Origin of the sequence: Bradyrhizobium sp. BR2003 (assembly GCF_009720285.1) — a bacterium.
Taxonomy (GTDB): Bacteria; Pseudomonadota; Alphaproteobacteria; order Rhizobiales; family Xanthobacteraceae; genus Bradyrhizobium; species Bradyrhizobium elkanii.
Map to the genome: position 1 here is coordinate 159977 of NZ_SMYJ01000028.1, position 14858 is coordinate 174834.

Annotated in this window: 13 protein-coding genes; 3 read left to right on the forward strand and 10 right to left on the reverse strand. The window is 65.8% G+C overall.

Annotation, left to right across the window (positions count from 1 at the left end; all coding sequences use genetic code 11):
• Positions 1-3 precede the first annotated feature (3 nt).
• The 7 genes from E2I15_RS23115 to E2I15_RS23145 are packed head-to-tail and all read right to left on the reverse strand — an operon-like array spanning position 4 to position 7616.
• Positions 4-1014: an NAD(P)H-dependent flavin oxidoreductase gene (locus E2I15_RS23115; RefSeq protein ID WP_137478032.1), complete on the reverse strand. Its 1011-nt coding sequence runs from the start codon at positions 1012-1014 to the stop codon at positions 4-6.
• Between the two features lie 21 nt (positions 1015-1035).
• Positions 1036-2223 (reverse strand): acetyl-CoA C-acyltransferase, encoded by a 1188-nt coding sequence (locus E2I15_RS23120; RefSeq protein ID WP_137478033.1) that lies wholly within the window; start codon positions 2221-2223, stop codon positions 1036-1038.
• A 16-nt stretch (positions 2224-2239) separates the two neighbouring features.
• On the reverse strand, positions 2240-3370 hold the full coding sequence (locus tag E2I15_RS23125; protein ID WP_137478034.1) for an acyl-CoA dehydrogenase family protein: 1131 nt from the start codon (positions 3368-3370) through the stop codon (positions 2240-2242).
• Positions 3371-3390: 20 nt separating this feature from the next.
• Positions 3391-4572 carry an acyl-CoA dehydrogenase family protein gene (locus tag E2I15_RS23130; RefSeq protein WP_137478035.1) on the reverse strand — a complete coding sequence of 394 codons (1182 nt, stop codon included), beginning with the start codon at positions 4570-4572 and terminating at the stop codon, positions 3391-3393.
• A 12-nt stretch (positions 4573-4584) separates the two neighbouring features.
• Positions 4585-5322: an SDR family oxidoreductase gene (locus E2I15_RS23135; RefSeq protein ID WP_016845326.1), complete on the reverse strand. Its 738-nt coding sequence runs from the start codon at positions 5320-5322 to the stop codon at positions 4585-4587.
• Between the two features lie 51 nt (positions 5323-5373).
• Positions 5374-6918, reverse strand: a complete 1545-nt coding sequence (locus tag E2I15_RS23140) for a class I adenylate-forming enzyme family protein (protein WP_246667987.1) — start codon at positions 6916-6918, stop codon at positions 5374-5376.
• A 59-nt stretch (positions 6919-6977) separates the two neighbouring features.
• Positions 6978-7616 carry a 2-hydroxychromene-2-carboxylate isomerase gene (locus tag E2I15_RS23145; RefSeq protein WP_137478036.1) on the reverse strand — a complete coding sequence of 213 codons (639 nt, stop codon included), beginning with the start codon at positions 7614-7616 and terminating at the stop codon, positions 6978-6980.
• A 205-nt stretch (positions 7617-7821) separates the two neighbouring features.
• Here E2I15_RS23145 and E2I15_RS23150 point away from each other — a divergent pair, with 205 nt between their 5' ends.
• Positions 7822-8328 carry a winged helix-turn-helix transcriptional regulator gene (locus tag E2I15_RS23150; RefSeq protein ID WP_170991457.1) on the forward strand — a complete coding sequence of 169 codons (507 nt, stop codon included), beginning with the start codon at positions 7822-7824 and terminating at the stop codon, positions 8326-8328.
• Positions 8329-8387: 59 nt separating this feature from the next.
• Here E2I15_RS23150 and E2I15_RS23155 read toward each other — a convergent pair whose 3' ends face one another.
• The 3 genes from E2I15_RS23155 to E2I15_RS23165 form a co-directional block, all read right to left on the reverse strand.
• Positions 8388-9263 carry a PhzF family phenazine biosynthesis protein gene (locus tag E2I15_RS23155; RefSeq protein WP_137478038.1) on the reverse strand — a complete coding sequence of 292 codons (876 nt, stop codon included), beginning with the start codon at positions 9261-9263 and terminating at the stop codon, positions 8388-8390.
• A gap of 26 nt (positions 9264-9289) precedes the next feature.
• Positions 9290-10333 (reverse strand): alpha/beta fold hydrolase, encoded by a 1044-nt coding sequence (locus tag E2I15_RS23160; protein ID WP_137478039.1) that lies wholly within the window; start codon positions 10331-10333, stop codon positions 9290-9292.
• Between the two features lie 169 nt (positions 10334-10502).
• Entirely contained in the window at positions 10503-12824 is a 2322-nt protein-coding gene (locus tag E2I15_RS23165) for a molybdopterin guanine dinucleotide-containing S/N-oxide reductase (protein ID WP_137478040.1), read from the reverse strand.
• Positions 12825-13242: 418 nt separating this feature from the next.
• Here E2I15_RS23165 and E2I15_RS23170 point away from each other — a divergent pair, with 418 nt between their 5' ends.
• Both E2I15_RS23170 and E2I15_RS23175 read left to right on the forward strand, forming a co-directional pair.
• Entirely contained in the window at positions 13243-13902 is a 660-nt protein-coding gene (locus E2I15_RS23170; RefSeq protein WP_137478041.1) for a hypothetical protein, read from the forward strand.
• Entirely contained in the window at positions 13899-14195 is a 297-nt protein-coding gene (locus E2I15_RS23175) for an HGGxSTG domain-containing protein (protein ID WP_137478042.1), read from the forward strand. The genes E2I15_RS23170 and E2I15_RS23175 overlap by 4 nt, the downstream gene beginning before the upstream one ends.
• Positions 14196-14858 lie beyond the last annotated feature (663 nt).

The window sequence follows — 14858 nt, forward strand, 5'->3', positions numbered from 1 at the left end:
CCGTCAGGCGACCGCGCGGGCCGGCGTGGTTTCGAATTTGCCGTCGAGGAAGCCGGTCAACCGCTGCCGGATGATCGCTTCGGCCTCGGTCATGATGCGGTCGATCAGCTCCTTGACGGTCGGAATGTCGTTGATCAGGCCGACCACCATGCCGCAGCTCCAGGCGCCGGCATCCATCTCGCCGTCGATCATCACCTTCGGGTAGACGCCGGCGACCTGCTCGTGGATGTCCTCGATCTTCAGCTTGGCGCCCTTCTCGCGCTCGATCTCGAGCAGCTCATCGACGCCCTTGTTCTTCAGAACCCGCTCGGTGTTGCGCAGCGCGCGCATCACCAGGCGCGTATCGAGCTCGTCGGCGTCGAGCAGCGCCTGCTTCACATTGGGATGAACCGGCGCTTCCTTGGTCGCGATGAAGCGGGTGCCCATGTTCATGCCGGCCGCGCCCATCGACAGCGCGGCGACAAGGCTGCGTGCGTCCGCCATGCCGCCCGAGGCGACGAACGGGATCTTCAATTCGTCCGCCGCGCGCGGCAGCAGGATCATGTTCGGGATGTCGTCCTCGCCGGGATGGCCGCCGCACTCGAAACCGTCGACGCTGACGGCGTCGCAGCCGATCTTCTCGGCCTTCAGCGAATGCCGCACCGAGGTGCATTTGTGGATCACCTTGATTCCGGCCGCCTTCAGCGCCGGCATGTACTGCTCCGGGCTGCGGCCCGCGGTCTCCACCGCCTTGACGCCGCCCTCGCGGATGACAGCGATATATTCCGGATAGGGCGGCGCGGTGAAGCTCGGCAGGAAGGTCAGATTCACGCCGATCGGCTTGTCGGTCATGTCGCGGCAGCGCGCGATCTCCTTCGCCAGCAGCTCCGGCGTCCTCTGGGTCAGGCCGGTGATGATGCCGAGGCCCCCGGCGTTGGACACCGCCGCCGCCATCTCGGCGAAGCCGACATAATGCATGCCGCCCTGGATGATCGGATGCTGGATGCCGAACAGTTCAGTGATTGCTGTCTTCACAAGTCTCTCCCGCGTTGCCGATCAGTGGACGATTTCGAACAGGCCCGCCGCGCCCATGCCGCCGCCGATGCACATGGTCACCACGCCGTATTTCGCCTTGCGCCGGCGGCCCTCGATCAAGAGGTGGCCGGTGAGCCGCGCCCCGGTCATGCCATAGGGATGGCCGATCGCGATCGAGCCGCCGTTGACGTTGAGCTTGTCCGGATCGATGCCAAGCTTGTCGCGGCAATAGATGACCTGCACCGCGTAGGCCTCGTTGAGCTCCCAGAGATCGATGTCGTCGATCTTGAGGTTATGCCGTTTCAACAGCCGCGGAATCGCGGCGACCGGGCCGACGCCCATCTCGTCCGGCTCGACGCCGGCGGCGACGAAGCCGCGGAAGATGCCGAGCGGCTTCAGGCCCTTCTGCGCGGCGACCTTGTCGCTCATGATCACGCAGGCCGAGGCGCCATCCGAGAGCTGGCTGGCATTGCCGGCGCTGATGGTCTTGCCCTCGAACACCGGCTTGATCTTGGCGAGCCCGTCCGCCGTGGTATCGGGCCGCGGACCTTCATCCTTCGCCAGCGTCACTTGCTGGTAGCTGACGTCCCTGGTGTCCTTGTTGACCACGGCCATTTTGGTGGTGATCGGCACGATCTCGTCGTTGAAGCGGCCGCCCTGCAGCGCGGCGCCGACGCGGCGCTGGCACTCCAGGCTGTATTCGTCCTGCTTGTCGCGGCCGATCCGGTAACGCTCGGCGACGACCTCGGCGGTCTCCAGCATCGACATGTACATCTCGGACTTCATTGCCATCAGCTCGTCGTCGACGGCATGGAAGCGGTTCATGTGCTCGTTCTGCACCAGGCTGATCGACTCGATGCCGCCGCCGATCGCGATCTCGACGCCGTCTGATATCACCGAGCGGGCGGCGACCGCGATCGCCTGCAGCCCGGAGGCGCATTGCCGGTCGATGGTGGTGCCGGCGACCGTCACCGGCAGCCCGGCGCGGATGGCCCCCTTGCGCGCGACGTTCATCACCATGGTGCCCTGCTGCATGGCGCAGCCCATCACCACGTCCTCGACCTCATCAGGCGCGATGCCGGCGCGCTTCACCGCTTCGGCCATCACATGGCCGGCCAAAGTCGGGCCGTCGGTGTTGTTCAGCGCGCCGCGATAGGCCTTGCCGACGCCGGTGCGCGCGGTGGAAACGATGACTGCATCCTGTGACATGCTTGCCTCTCTGGCTTTAAGCGACCGCGTCGAGCTGCGCATAGCGCAGCACGTGGTAGGCGGGATCGCCGAACTGGATGTTGATGGAGGAAATCCGCTTGAAGTAGTGGCCGACATTGAGCTCGTCGGTCATGCCCATGCCGCCGTGCAGCTGCACCGCCTGATCGGCGACGAATTTCCCGGCATAACCGATCTTGGATTTTGCACCGGATGCCAACCGGGAGACGCCGGCCTCGTCGTCGCTGAGACTGAGGCTGAGGTGCTGCATCAGCGACAACGCCTCCTGATGCGCGATGAACATGTCGACCATCCGGTGCTGCAGCACCTGGAAGCTGCCGATCGCGACGCCGAACTGCTTTCGCGTCTTGGAATAGTCCAGGGTCGCCGCGTTCAGTTCGCCGATCGCGCCGACCGCCTCGGCGCAGAGCGCGCCGATGGCGCGGTTGCGGCAGGCCTCCAGCGCGGCGACGCCCTCGCCCTCCTTGCCGAGCAATTCCGCGCGCACGCCGCGCAGGCTGATCTCGGCCGCCCGCCGGCCATCGATCGTCTTGAAGCTTTGCAGGTCGAGATTGGCCGCCCGGCGATCGACCACGAACAGGCTGACCCCGCCACGATCATGGCGATGGCCCGAGGTGCGCGCGGAGACGATCAGATAGTCCGCCCACGGCGCGGCCAGCACCGCCGTCTTCTCGCCGGTGAGGACATAACCGTCGCCCTCGCGGCGCGCCGTGGTGGTGACGGTGGCGAGATCGAAGCGCGAGCCCTTCTCGGTCCAGGCCAGCGCCCAAAGCTTCGTGCCTGCGATGATGTCGGCAATGAACGCTTGCCTCTGCGCGTCGGAACCGGCCTGCTCGATCAAGCTACCCGCGACGACGACCGTCTCGACGAACGGCTCCACGACAAGGTGCCGGCCGAACTCCTGCATGATGATCATGGTCGACAGCGGCCCGCCGCCGAGCCCGCCGACCGCTTCCGAGAACGGCGCGGCGAGCAGGCCGAGCTCGGCGAATTCAGCCCATTGCTGGCGGCCAAAGCTCTCCTCGCTCGCGACGATCTTGCGCCGGGCATCGAAATCATACTGGTCGCGCAGCAGCCGCTGGACGCTGGACCGCAACAATTCCTGCTCTTCCGTGAACTGGATATCCATCCGATCCTCTCGCGCGGTTGCTAGAGCCCAAGCACTGCCTTGGCGATGATGTTGCGCTGGATCTCGTTCGACCCGCCGTAGATCGAGAGCTTGCGCGAGTTCAGATATTTCTCAGACGCGGTGTGGCTGTAGTCGGGGCCCGGCATGAAGTGGTTGGCGCTGACCGGATGCTCGCGGATCGCGAGCCCGTAATTGCCGATCGCCCGATGCGTCAGCTCGGTGATATCCTGGAAGATTTCGGTGCCGCGGATTTTGAACAGCGACGCCGCCGGTCCCGGGTCGATGCCGCGCGCCATCTGGGCGACGACGCGAAGCTCGGTCGCCTCCAGCGCCAGCACATCGAGCTCGACGCGGGCGATGTCCCTGATGAACTCCAGATGCGCCGGATCGTCTTCCGGAATCTCCGCTTTGACGATCCTCTTCAACCGTTCGAGATAGCGTGTCGAGCGGCCGATGCCGGCCATGCTGGTGCGCTCGTTGCCGAGCAGGAATTTGGCGTAGGTCCAGCCCTTGTTTTCCTCACCGATCAGGTTCTCGGCGGGGACACGCACGTTCTCCAGGAACACGTCGTTGACCTCGTGCGAGCCGTCGATGGTGATGATCGGGCGCACGGTAACGCCCGGCGACTTCATGTCGATCAAGAGGAAGGAAATGCCGGACTGCGGCTTGGCTGCGGGATCGGTACGAACCAGGCAAAAGATCCAGTCGGCGTGCTGCGCCAGCGTGGTCCAGGTCTTGTGGCCGTTGACGATGTAATGGTCGCCGTCGCGCACCGCCTTGGTGCGCACGGTGGCGAGGTCGGAGCCGGAGCCCGGCTCCGAATAGCCCTGGCACCACCAGTCCTCGCCGGACAGGATACGCGGCAAGAACTTCTTCTTCTGCGCATCGTTGCCGAAGGTGTAGATGACCGGGCCGACCATGGTGACGCTGAATGCCAGTGGCGGCATCGTGCCGGCGCGCGTCGTCTCCTGCTCGAAGATGAAGCGGCGGGTGATCGACCAGCCGGGCCCGCCGTATTCTTTTGGCCAGAGCGGCGCGATCCAGCCCTTGTCGTGCAGGATGCGATGCCACAGCAGCATCTGCTCCTTCGAAAGATCGGTCTCCGGATTGGCGACGCGCATCTCCGCCGGATAATTGTCCTTGATGAAGGCGCGAACCTCATCGCGGAACGCCGCATCTTCAGGGGATAGCGCGAGCTCCATCTGCAGTGCTCCCTACCACTTCTCGCCGAAGGGCCGGATTTCCAACTCGAAGGTCCAGGCGCTCTTCGGCTGCTGATAGAGCTGCCAATAGGCGCCCGCGACCGATGCCGGCGGCATCAAGAGATCGGGATTGTCGAGCGCGTTCGGGCCGAGCGCCTCGATGCGGCGCTGCCGCACCCATTCGGTGTCGACACCGGAATCGATGATCAGATGCGCGACATGGATGTTCTTCGGGCCGAGCTCGCGGGCCATCGCCTGCGCCACGGCGCGCAAGCCGAACTTGGCGCTGGCAAAGGCGGCATAGCCGCTGCCGCCGCGGAGCGAGGCGGTGGCGCCGGTGAAGAAGATGTTGCCCTCACCGCGCGGCATCATCAGCCGCGCCGCCTCGCGACCGGCCAGGAAGCCTGAATAGCAAGCCATCTCCCAGACCTTGCGGAACACGCGCTCGGTGGTCTCCAGGATCGGGAAATTGACGTTGGCGCCGATATTGAAGATGCAGACCTCCAGCGGCGCATGCTTGTCGGCGTCGTTGAGGAAGGCCGTGATCTCCTCCTCCTTGCGCGCATCGAGCGAACGCGCGTGGATCTCGCCACCGGCCGCCTCGATCTCCTTGACCAGCGGCGCCAGCTTGTCGCCGTTGCGGCGGCCGGCGAAGATCGTGAATCCCTCGGAGGCGAACTTCTTGGCGATCTCGCCGCCGATGAAATCACCGGCACCAATGACGGCCACTGTCCTGTTTCGCTTCTGCATGGTGTACTCCGGTCTTGTTTGAGTGAACTGGCTCGCGACGACGGCTCAGCCTCAGCCGCGCAGCGATTCCGCCAGCTTGTGCTTCAGCAGCTTGCCCGTCGATGTCGCGGGCAGCGCGTCCATCAGGATAATCTCCGACGGCCGCTTGTACGAGGTGAGTTGCGGGGCAATATGGGCCATCAGGTCCTGTACCGTGGCTGTCGAGCCCTTGATCAACTGCACGAAGGCGACCACCTCCTCATTGCCCTCGACCGGCCGGCCGACCACGGCGCACTGCACCACGGCGTCGTGCGTGCTCAGCACCGCCTCGATCTCGGCCGGATAGACGTTGAACCCGGAGCGGATGATCATCTCCTTGGTTCGCCCGACGATGTAGAGCGCATCATTCTCGAAGCGGGCCAGATCCCCGGTATTGAACCAGCCGTCGGGATCGATCGCCTTCGCCGTCAGGTCGGGCGCGCGGTAATAGCCGCGCATCACGTTGGGGCCGCGGACATGGAGCTCACCGACTTCGCCTGCCGCAACCGGCTTGAGGTCGCGGCCGACCAGCTTGGCTTCGAGGCCGGGCATCACGGTGCCGACCGCATGGTCGGCCCGCGGGTTATCCGGCCGGACGCCGGAGATGCCCGGCGAGCATTCGGTGATGCCATAGCCGTTGAGCAGCGGCAGCCCGAGCTCCTGCTCGACCCGTGATTTGAGATCGAGGTCGAGCGGCGCGCCGGCCACCGAGATCACCCGCAACCGGCCGCGATCGAGCTTCGGCAGGCCGGCATTGCGCCGATATTCGAGCAGACGCTGGTAGGTCGCGGGCACGCCGTTCAGGATCGTGATGCCCTCCTCGGCCATCGCCTTGACCAGCGCGGCCGGATCGTATTTCGCCACCAGGCGCACGGTGGCGCCGATCATCAGGGTCATCGTCAGCAACGAGATGCCGACGATATGCGAGATCGGCAGCACGCAATACTGCACGTCATCGGCCGCCATCTTGCGGAAGCTTGCCGTCGCCCGGGCGCTGAACAGGAGATTGCGATGGGTCAGCATCACGCCCTTTGGCGTGCCCGTGGTACCGGAGGTGTAGATGAGGACCGCAACCTGATTGGCGCCGTCGGCCTCGACCGGCTCCGCCACGGTTGCCAGGTTCAGGCCAGTGACGGCGATGCCGCGGAGCGGCCCGACATCCTGCACGGCCGCCTCGTAGCGCGCGGCATGCGTAGCCGCCTCCTGCGAGACGTCGGCGGTCAGCAGCACGCGGCGGGCGCCGCTGTGATCCCTGATCTGATCCAATTCACGCGGCGAGAGCCGCGGATTGACCACGATGGACCAGACATCGAGCCGGCTCGCCGCCAGCAGCAGGCAGGCCAGCGGAATCGAGTTCTCGCTCACGATCATCATGCGGTCGCCGGCGCGGATGCCGAGTGCCCGCAGCGCCTCCGCGACGCGACCGACCGTTCGATCGAGCTCGCGGTAGGTTAGCTGCGTCTTGTCGTCGATCAGCGCCGGATGATCCGGCGTCGCTCCGAGGTGGTGATCGATCACCTCGTGGATGCGGTTCGGCAAGCCTTCCACACTTCCTTCAAACTGGGTCGACGCCTGCACTGAAACCTCCCTGTGACAGCCCTTTGGGCCTGATTTGTCGTCTTGAGGAACTTTCCCGCTCAGGCGGTCTTGCGCTGCCCCGCGGCCAGCTGCGCGACGATCTCGTCCTCGACCTCGCGCAGCTTGTCCTTGCCGAAGTAGATCTCGTCGCCGACAAAGAAGGTCGGCGAGCCGAACGAGCCGCGCGCCACCGCGTTGCTGGTGTTGTCGATCAGCTTCTTCTTCACCTCGTCCTGCTGGGCGCGGGCTATGATGCGGTCGATGTCGAGGCCCGATGACAGGAACGCTTCGCGGAACACCTGCGGATCGTCCATCTTCTTGGGCTCGGACCACATGTGGTGATAGGCGGCGCGAAAGTACGGCTCGAACAGCCCTTCGAAATCGGCAGCGACGACGCCGCGCATCAGCATCAGCGTGTTGACCGGAAAGAACGGGTTCGTCCTGAACGTCGTGATGTTGTGGCGGCGCAGGAAGCGCTCGGTCTCGAGCGCGTTGTATTCGGGCTTGTTCTTGATGCCGCGCAGCGACTCGCCGGGCGACATGTTGCCGGTCGCCTTGTAGACGCCGCCGAGCAGCACCGGGATGTAGTCGAATTTCACGCCGGTGCGCTTCTCGATGCCGGGCAGCGCCAGTTCCGCGAGATAGGCGTTCGGACTTCCAAAATCGAAATGGAATTCGACCTTGAGCGGAGCAGCCATGGAACGCCCTTCCCTTCGATTGCCGGCGACCGTCAGCCGCCGCGTTGATCGAGCCGAGACCTTAAGTTCTATTTTAGAACTGTCAATATGATATTTGTCATCCAATGACCAAGCCGTGGCTTCGTGCAGGGCATCCTATTGAAATAATGTTAGTTCTGTTTTAGAATTTAATTAGCGATGTCGACGCAGACCGCAGGAGATGCTGATGAAATGGGATGCCCTCGAGGAGGAGCCGTGCTCGGTGGCCCGCACGGTGGCCGTCATCGGCGACCGCTGGAGCCTGTTGGTCCTGCGCGAATGTTTCCTGCGCATCCGCAGGTTCGATGACTTCCAGGCGTCGCTCGGGATCACGCGGCATCTGCTTGCCGACCGGCTGAAGAAGCTGGTGCGGTTCGGCGTGCTGCGCAAGATTCCCTATCAGGAAGCGCCGAAGCGCTACGAATATATCCTCACGCAGAAGGGGCTCGACCTCTATCCGATCATCATGTCGATCGTGCACTGGGGCAACGTCCACATGGTCGATTCGCGCGGCCGGCCGATGCTGCACGAACACAAGACCTGCAAGAAGATGTTCGACCCCGTCATGGTCTGCTCGGAATGCGGCGAGCCGCTGAGCGCGAAGGCGGTCCACGTCCATCCGGGCCCCGGTGCGCGGAAATCCTCACCGGTGCACGCCAAGGCGCAGGAGCGGGCCAGGCGAGTCGCTGATTAGACCGGGATGCTGCTTGCGAAGCTGTTTGCGAAGCCGGCTTGCCTTGCGCTGGCGGCTGCTCAGAGTGACGGCGCGGCCATCAGCGCGACATCGCCGCCAAGCAGGCAGCCGACGGGACGACCGCCGGCGAAGCCGATGCGGACCCGGATCTCGGACAGGCGCCCCATTGCCCTGCCCTGCAGGATTCGGATCTCGCCGTCATCAGGAGCGACCAAACCGTAGTCGAGCAGACCGAACGCCAGCGCCGCGGCCGCAATGCCGGTTGCGGCATCCTCCCGATAGCCGGAGGAGCGCGGGAATTGCCGTGCCTCGAACAGGCGAGCGTTTCGGTCGATCACGGCGAATGGATAGAGACCGGTCGATCCGATCCGGCCGCAGACCGCCTCGACGTCCCCCATCGCGGGATCGAGCGCATTCAGCGCTTCGGGGGAGCGCATCGGAACGAGCGTCTTGATCCGCGATGTGACGGCATTGCACGGTGTTGCCGCGTCGATCGCTTCCGGCCCGACCGCGAGCGCCCGCAGCACGTCATCGCGTTGCCCCGTGGTGAGCGGAACGGTCTTCCCGACCGGCTGGGTGATCTCGACACTGGGCTCGCCGTGACGATCACGGCTGATGAAGCCGGTGACCGGACCGCTGCGCGTCGAGATCCGGACGGTGTCGCCCGGCAGCCTTCCCTGGCGCGCAAGCAACCAGAGCGCACCGATGGTGGCGTGGCCGCACATTTCCATTTCGTGGTTCGGAACGAAGAAGCGGAACGTGGCGTCGAAGTCGTCGCTCTGCGCCGGCAACACGAAGCCGGATTCATGACCGTGGCGGCGCGCAATATCCTGCATCTCGGCGGCGCTCATGCCGCTTGCATCCACCACGATCGGACAGGGATTGCCGCCCTGCCCATCCTCCGTGAACACGCTGACCAGTTCGGCTGTCGCCATGATGTCGCTCGCTCGTTTCACCGTCCCTATTTGACCAGCGTCGCGCCGGTCTCCGGATGCTGCAGCCAGCCGAGCAGCGCCTCGTGGAAGCGTGCCGGCGCCTGGATCTGCGGCGAATGGCCGAGGTCGGGGAATTCGATCAGCTGCGCATGCGGGATCCGCTTGGCGGCCTCCTTGCCCAGCACCGGATAGTTGCCGAGCGTCTTGCGGATCTCCGGCGGCGCGGTGTCCTTGCCGATCGCGGTGGTGTCCTTGTCGCCGACAAAGAGCAGCGTCGGCGGCTTGATCTGCTCGAACTCGTAGAACACCGGCTGGGTCGCGATCATGTCGTAGAGCCGCGCCGAGCTCGACGCCACGGCGGCGCGGCCCGGACCGCGATACATGCCGGCCAGCATCTGCACCCACGTCTCGTAGGACGCATCCCAGGTGTCGGCGTAATAGGTGGCGCGCTCATAGGCGCGGATGCTGTCGGCGGTGACGCGCGTCTCGCGCTGCATCCAGCCGTCGAGGCTGAGCCACGGCACGCCCTTGGCCTTCCAGTCCTCCAGCCCGATCGGATCGACCAGCACCAGCTGGTCGGTTGCCTCCGGATACATCAGCGCATAGCGCATCGCCAGCATGCCGCCGGTCGAATGGCCGACCATGATCGAATGCGCGATCCCGAGCGAAGCGAGCAGCGCGCGGCTGTTGCCGGCAAGCTGCTGGAAGGTGAACTGATAGCGCTCCGGCTTGCTCGATTTGCAGAAGCCGATCTGGTCCATCGCGATCACGCGATAGCCGGCGCCGCTGAGCGCCTTGATGGTGCCGTCCCAGGTCGCAGCGCAGAAATTCTTGCCGTGCAGCAGCACCGCGGTCTGCCCGTTCGGCGTCGCCGGCTTGACGTCGAGATAGGCCATGTCGAGCTCCTGCCCCTGCGAGCTGAAGCGATAATGCTCGACCGGATAGGGATAGTCGAAGCCCTGCAGCTCCGGTCCATAGGCCGGCTCGGCGGCCGATTGCGCCCATGCGCTGGACGAACCGAACGCGACGGTCGCGGCGACGGCAAGGTGAAACAGGGTTTTCAGGTGCATCTCAGCAAATCCAGATCTCAGGGACGACTTCGTGATGCCGTAGCCGAACGGTTCGGCGCCATCCAGCGGCCGACCGATGATTTGTTCGTGATCGGCCGTTAGCCCTGCGGCTCTTTGTTTTGAGCATGATCTGTTCGGAAAACCGCTTCGCACTTTTCCGGATCATGCTCTACGCCGGATCGAACGCCCGGATCGGCGGCAGATTGCCGTTGAACCGCTCGATCTCGACGCTGGTGAGCTGGCCGGTGCAGCCCTGCGCGAAGGATGACGTGCCGATGTCGCGCGTCAGCACGTTCGGATTGCCGTGCACGCAGAGCGGCGCCTCCTCCTCGGGATCCATTGGATCGTACCAGGCGCCGGTCGGCAGCTGCACCACGCCGGGCGCGATGCCGTCGGTGACATGCACCGCGGCAAGGCAGGCGCCGCGCGCATTGAAGATGCGGATGATGTCGCCGTCGGCGATGCCGCGCGCGGATGCATCGTGCGGATTCATGCGCGCGACCTCGCGGCCGCGATGCTTGGCGTCGAGCGAGTGACCGCCGAAATCGAGCTGGCTGTGCAGGCGCGTCACCGGCTGGTTGGCGACGAGGAAGCACGGCGCGCCGGATGTCGGCGTGTCGGTCTTCTCGAGCCAGACCGGATGGCCCGGACAATCCGCATCGCCATGGCTAGCGATCTTCCGCGAGAAGATCTCGATGCGCCCGCTCGGCGTCGGCAGCGGCCGCGCGACCGGGTCTTCGCGGAAGCGACGCAGCGAGCCGCCGTCGTCGAGATGCTGCGGCACCACCAGGCTGCCGCGTTGCCAAAACTCCTCGAAGCTCGGGGCTTCGAGCCCGCGCGCGGCGAGCGCCTTGCGGGTCGGTTCATAGAGATGGTCCAGCCATTGCCGCGACGTGCGCCCTTCGGTGAAGGGCTCGCGGGCGCCAAGCCGCTCGGCGAGATCGGCGAAGATCTCGTAGTCATCGCGCGCAAGGCCGAACGGCTCGGCGATCCGGTGCATCGCGACCATCAAGGGATCGTTGCTGGAATAGCCGATGTCCTCGCGCTCCAGCGTCATGGTCGAGGGCAGCACGATGTCGGCGTGGCGGGCCGTGGCGGTCCAGGCCAGCTCGTGCACCACCAGCGTGTCGAGCCGCGCAAACGCCTTGCGCAGGCGGTTGAGGTCCTGGTGATGGTGGAACGGATTGCCGCCGGCCCAATAGACGAGGCGGATGTCCGGATAGGTCCGCGTCTCGCCGTTGTAGCGATAGGCAGTGCCGGGATTGAGCAGCATGTCGGCGATGCGCGCCACCGGAATGAAGTCGGCGACGCCGTTGCGGCCCTGCCCGAGCGTCGGTCCGGGCACCGCATTGACGCGGCGGCCGTAATAGCCGATCGCGCCGAGCGAATAGGCGTAGCCGCCGCCGGGCAGCCCGATCTGGCCGAGCGCCGCCGCCAGCACCATGCCCATCCACACCGGCTGCTCGCCATGCTCGGCGCGCTGCAGCGAATGCGAGACGGTGATCAGCGCGCGCCGCCCGGCGAGCCGCCGCGCCAGCGCCTTGATGGTGTCGGCGTCGATGCCGCAGATCGCCGCGGCCCATGCGGCGCTCTTGGGCTGACCGTCGGTCTCGCCGGTCAGATAGCGCAAAAACACCCGCCAGCCCTCGGTGTAGCGATCGAGGAAGGCCTGATCGTGCAGGCCTTCGCTGACCAGCGTGTGGACGATGCCGAGCATCAGCGCGGTGTCGGTGCCGGGTGTGGCCGTCAGCCATTCGGCGCCGGCCTCGACCGGGAGATCGTCGCGCAGCGGACTGACCAGCACGAATTCGCAACCGCGCCGGTGCGCGGCTGCCATGGCGCCGCGCTCGACATGCTTGCTGATCGAGCCGCCGGCGACCATCGAGTTCTTCAGCGGCATGCCGCCGAACGCCAGCACGATGTCGGTTTCGGCCGCGATCTGCTCCCAGGTGACGTTGCGCTTGGTGATGTCCTCGTAGCCGGTCAGGATCTGCGGCAGCAGCACCGAGGACGCGCCCGAGGAATAGGTGTTCACCGAGCGGACATAGCCGCCGAGTGCGATGTTGAGGAAGCGGTGCACCTGGCTCTGCGCGTGGTGGAAGCGGCCCGCGCTCGACCAGCCGTAGGAGCCGCCGAACACCGCGCCGGGGCCGATCGTGTCGCGGATCCGCGTCAGCTCGCCGCCGAGCAGGTCGAGCGCCTGCTCCCAGCTCACCGGGACGAAGTCATCGCGGCCGCGGCGATCGTCCGGACCGGGCCCGCGCTCGAGCCAGCCGCGGCGGATCGCAGGCTGCGCGATGCGCGCCTGGTGGCGCAGCGCGCCGGGGAAATTGTCGATGATGCGGTTCGGATCGGGATCGGCGGCATAGGGCCTGACTTCGAGACCCGCTCTGCCGAGCCGCGCCGAGAACACGCCCCAATGCGAGGTGTGCGGCTTGAACCCGTCGGACAGATCGAGGCCCGGATCGGGATGGCCAATGGTCTCGCTCATCGATGCTCCTTCATCCCAGCCCGGTTCATCCCAGGCCGGCGCCGCGCCTGTCGCAACATTCCCCGCCAGTATAATGATCCAATCGGCGCACGGTACCCGCTCACACGGATCGCACCGTGCCTTGCCGGCATGACGGCGGCGGAACTCGCCGCCGGGGCCGCGCCGCCAAAATATCGAAAACAACCCCATGCAAAGGAGCCGGCGGCTGCCCGGCACCCGACAGGGCCACTTGACGCGTCGGGCAAATCAGGGATACATTTCCAATATTCCGAAATCGTGCAAGCCCCCCTCGCCCCCAGCAGCGGGCGCGACGGATGCACGTGCGACCGAAACCCCTCCCCACAATTGACATCGCACCGGCTGGCGCAGCGAGCGATCGTTTGCGCGCTTGCCGCGCGCGTACCAGGGAATACCCGACATGACACCTGCACCTGACATCACCGTGCCGACGATGGCCGCCGCAACCGGCCAGACCCAGGCTGCCACAAGCCCGCGGATCAAATTCTCGCCGCACGGCTTCTGCATCGACCATCCTGATCCCGAGCTCGGCGCACAGCTGATGGCGAACGCACTGGGCGTCGCCGACCGCGACGCGATGGACGGCATCCTGCGGCAATTGGTCAAGGCCAGCGTGAGCGGCGGCAAGCCCTGCGAGGTCAACCTCGCCTTCATGATCTCGATGGTGAGGAGCATCGGTCCGCGGGATTCCGTCGAGGCCATGCTGGTGGCGCAGATGGTGTCGGTTCATGTGATGGCGATGCGATGCGCGCATCACCTCGCGCATGCCAGGGACCTCGCCCAGCACGACAGCGCCGCGCGTGCATTGGGCCGACTCGCCCGCACCTTCCCCGCCCAGATCGAGGTGCTGAACCGCTACCGCAGCCGCGGCGAGCCCGCCATCACCGTGCAGAACGTGAAGGTCGCGGACGGCGGCAACGCCATCGTCGGCAACGTCACGCAGCATGCGAGCCTGATCGTGTCCGACAACACCGCGGCCTCCGCGGCGCGGGCGCCGAAGGCTGCGAGCTCGCGGCGACGGCGCGATTCCGCCGATGCCGGGCAGGACGCACCGGCATGAGCATTCACGTCAACGATACCGGCCCGATGCTGGCGAGCCGGCGTTGCGGCGCCAGGACCCGCCGCGGCAGCGCGTGCCGCGCGCCGGCGGTGCGCGGCAAGACGCGCTGCCGCATGCACGGCGGCGCAAGGGGATCCGGCGCGCCACGGGCAAACCGGAACGCGCGCAAGCACGGCCGGTTCACGGGGGATGCGATCGCCGAGCGACGGCAGATCCGGGCGTTGCTCGGGGAGGTGCGGAAGCTGCTGGAGGGGATGCGTGACGGCGTTTGGCAACGGCCGCGCGCAAAATAAAGAGACGCCGGCGACGGATCACCCCCCATCGGCAAGGGTCGGCCGGCCGGACACTGCACGGCCACAGCACCGGCAAGCCGTTCGGATCGTCGATGGACATACGCGCGAGCGGATCGGGCAGGCGCGATCGGCTTTCGGGGCAAAGGCATGATCTGGAAACAGGCCGGCGCCGGGCGTGAAATCCCGGTGGCCCATTCCAGCTAAAGCGCGATGTGATTAGGTTGAATCGTCATCCCGCTTTAGCTCTTTGTTTGAGCATGATCTTTTCGGAAGACCGCTTCGCACTTTTCCGGATCATGCTTTAATGGATCATGAGGGCTGCGGCGATGCCGAACGCCGTCAGCGTTGCAACCGCCAAACTCATCAGGGTTATCGCTACAGGCCTGGGCATGACTATTAAACCCGCTGACGCAGTAAAAGGTTGCCGGTTGCCGACATTGCCGCGTTCCGCGAAGACGCCAACGCACCCCGTCGCGGCCCCGCCGGCAAGGATCCGGATTCCCGGGGTCAGTGCACGAAAGCCAGCATCAGCGCAAAGGTGACCAGCGCGTAAGTGCTGGTGACGGTGATGCCCAAGTACAGACGCTCCATTGCGGCCTCCTGCCCTCAAGGCGCCGCCCCCGCGCCATCAACCTAGCGCCCGCTCCGGCGCCGGGCAGTTGG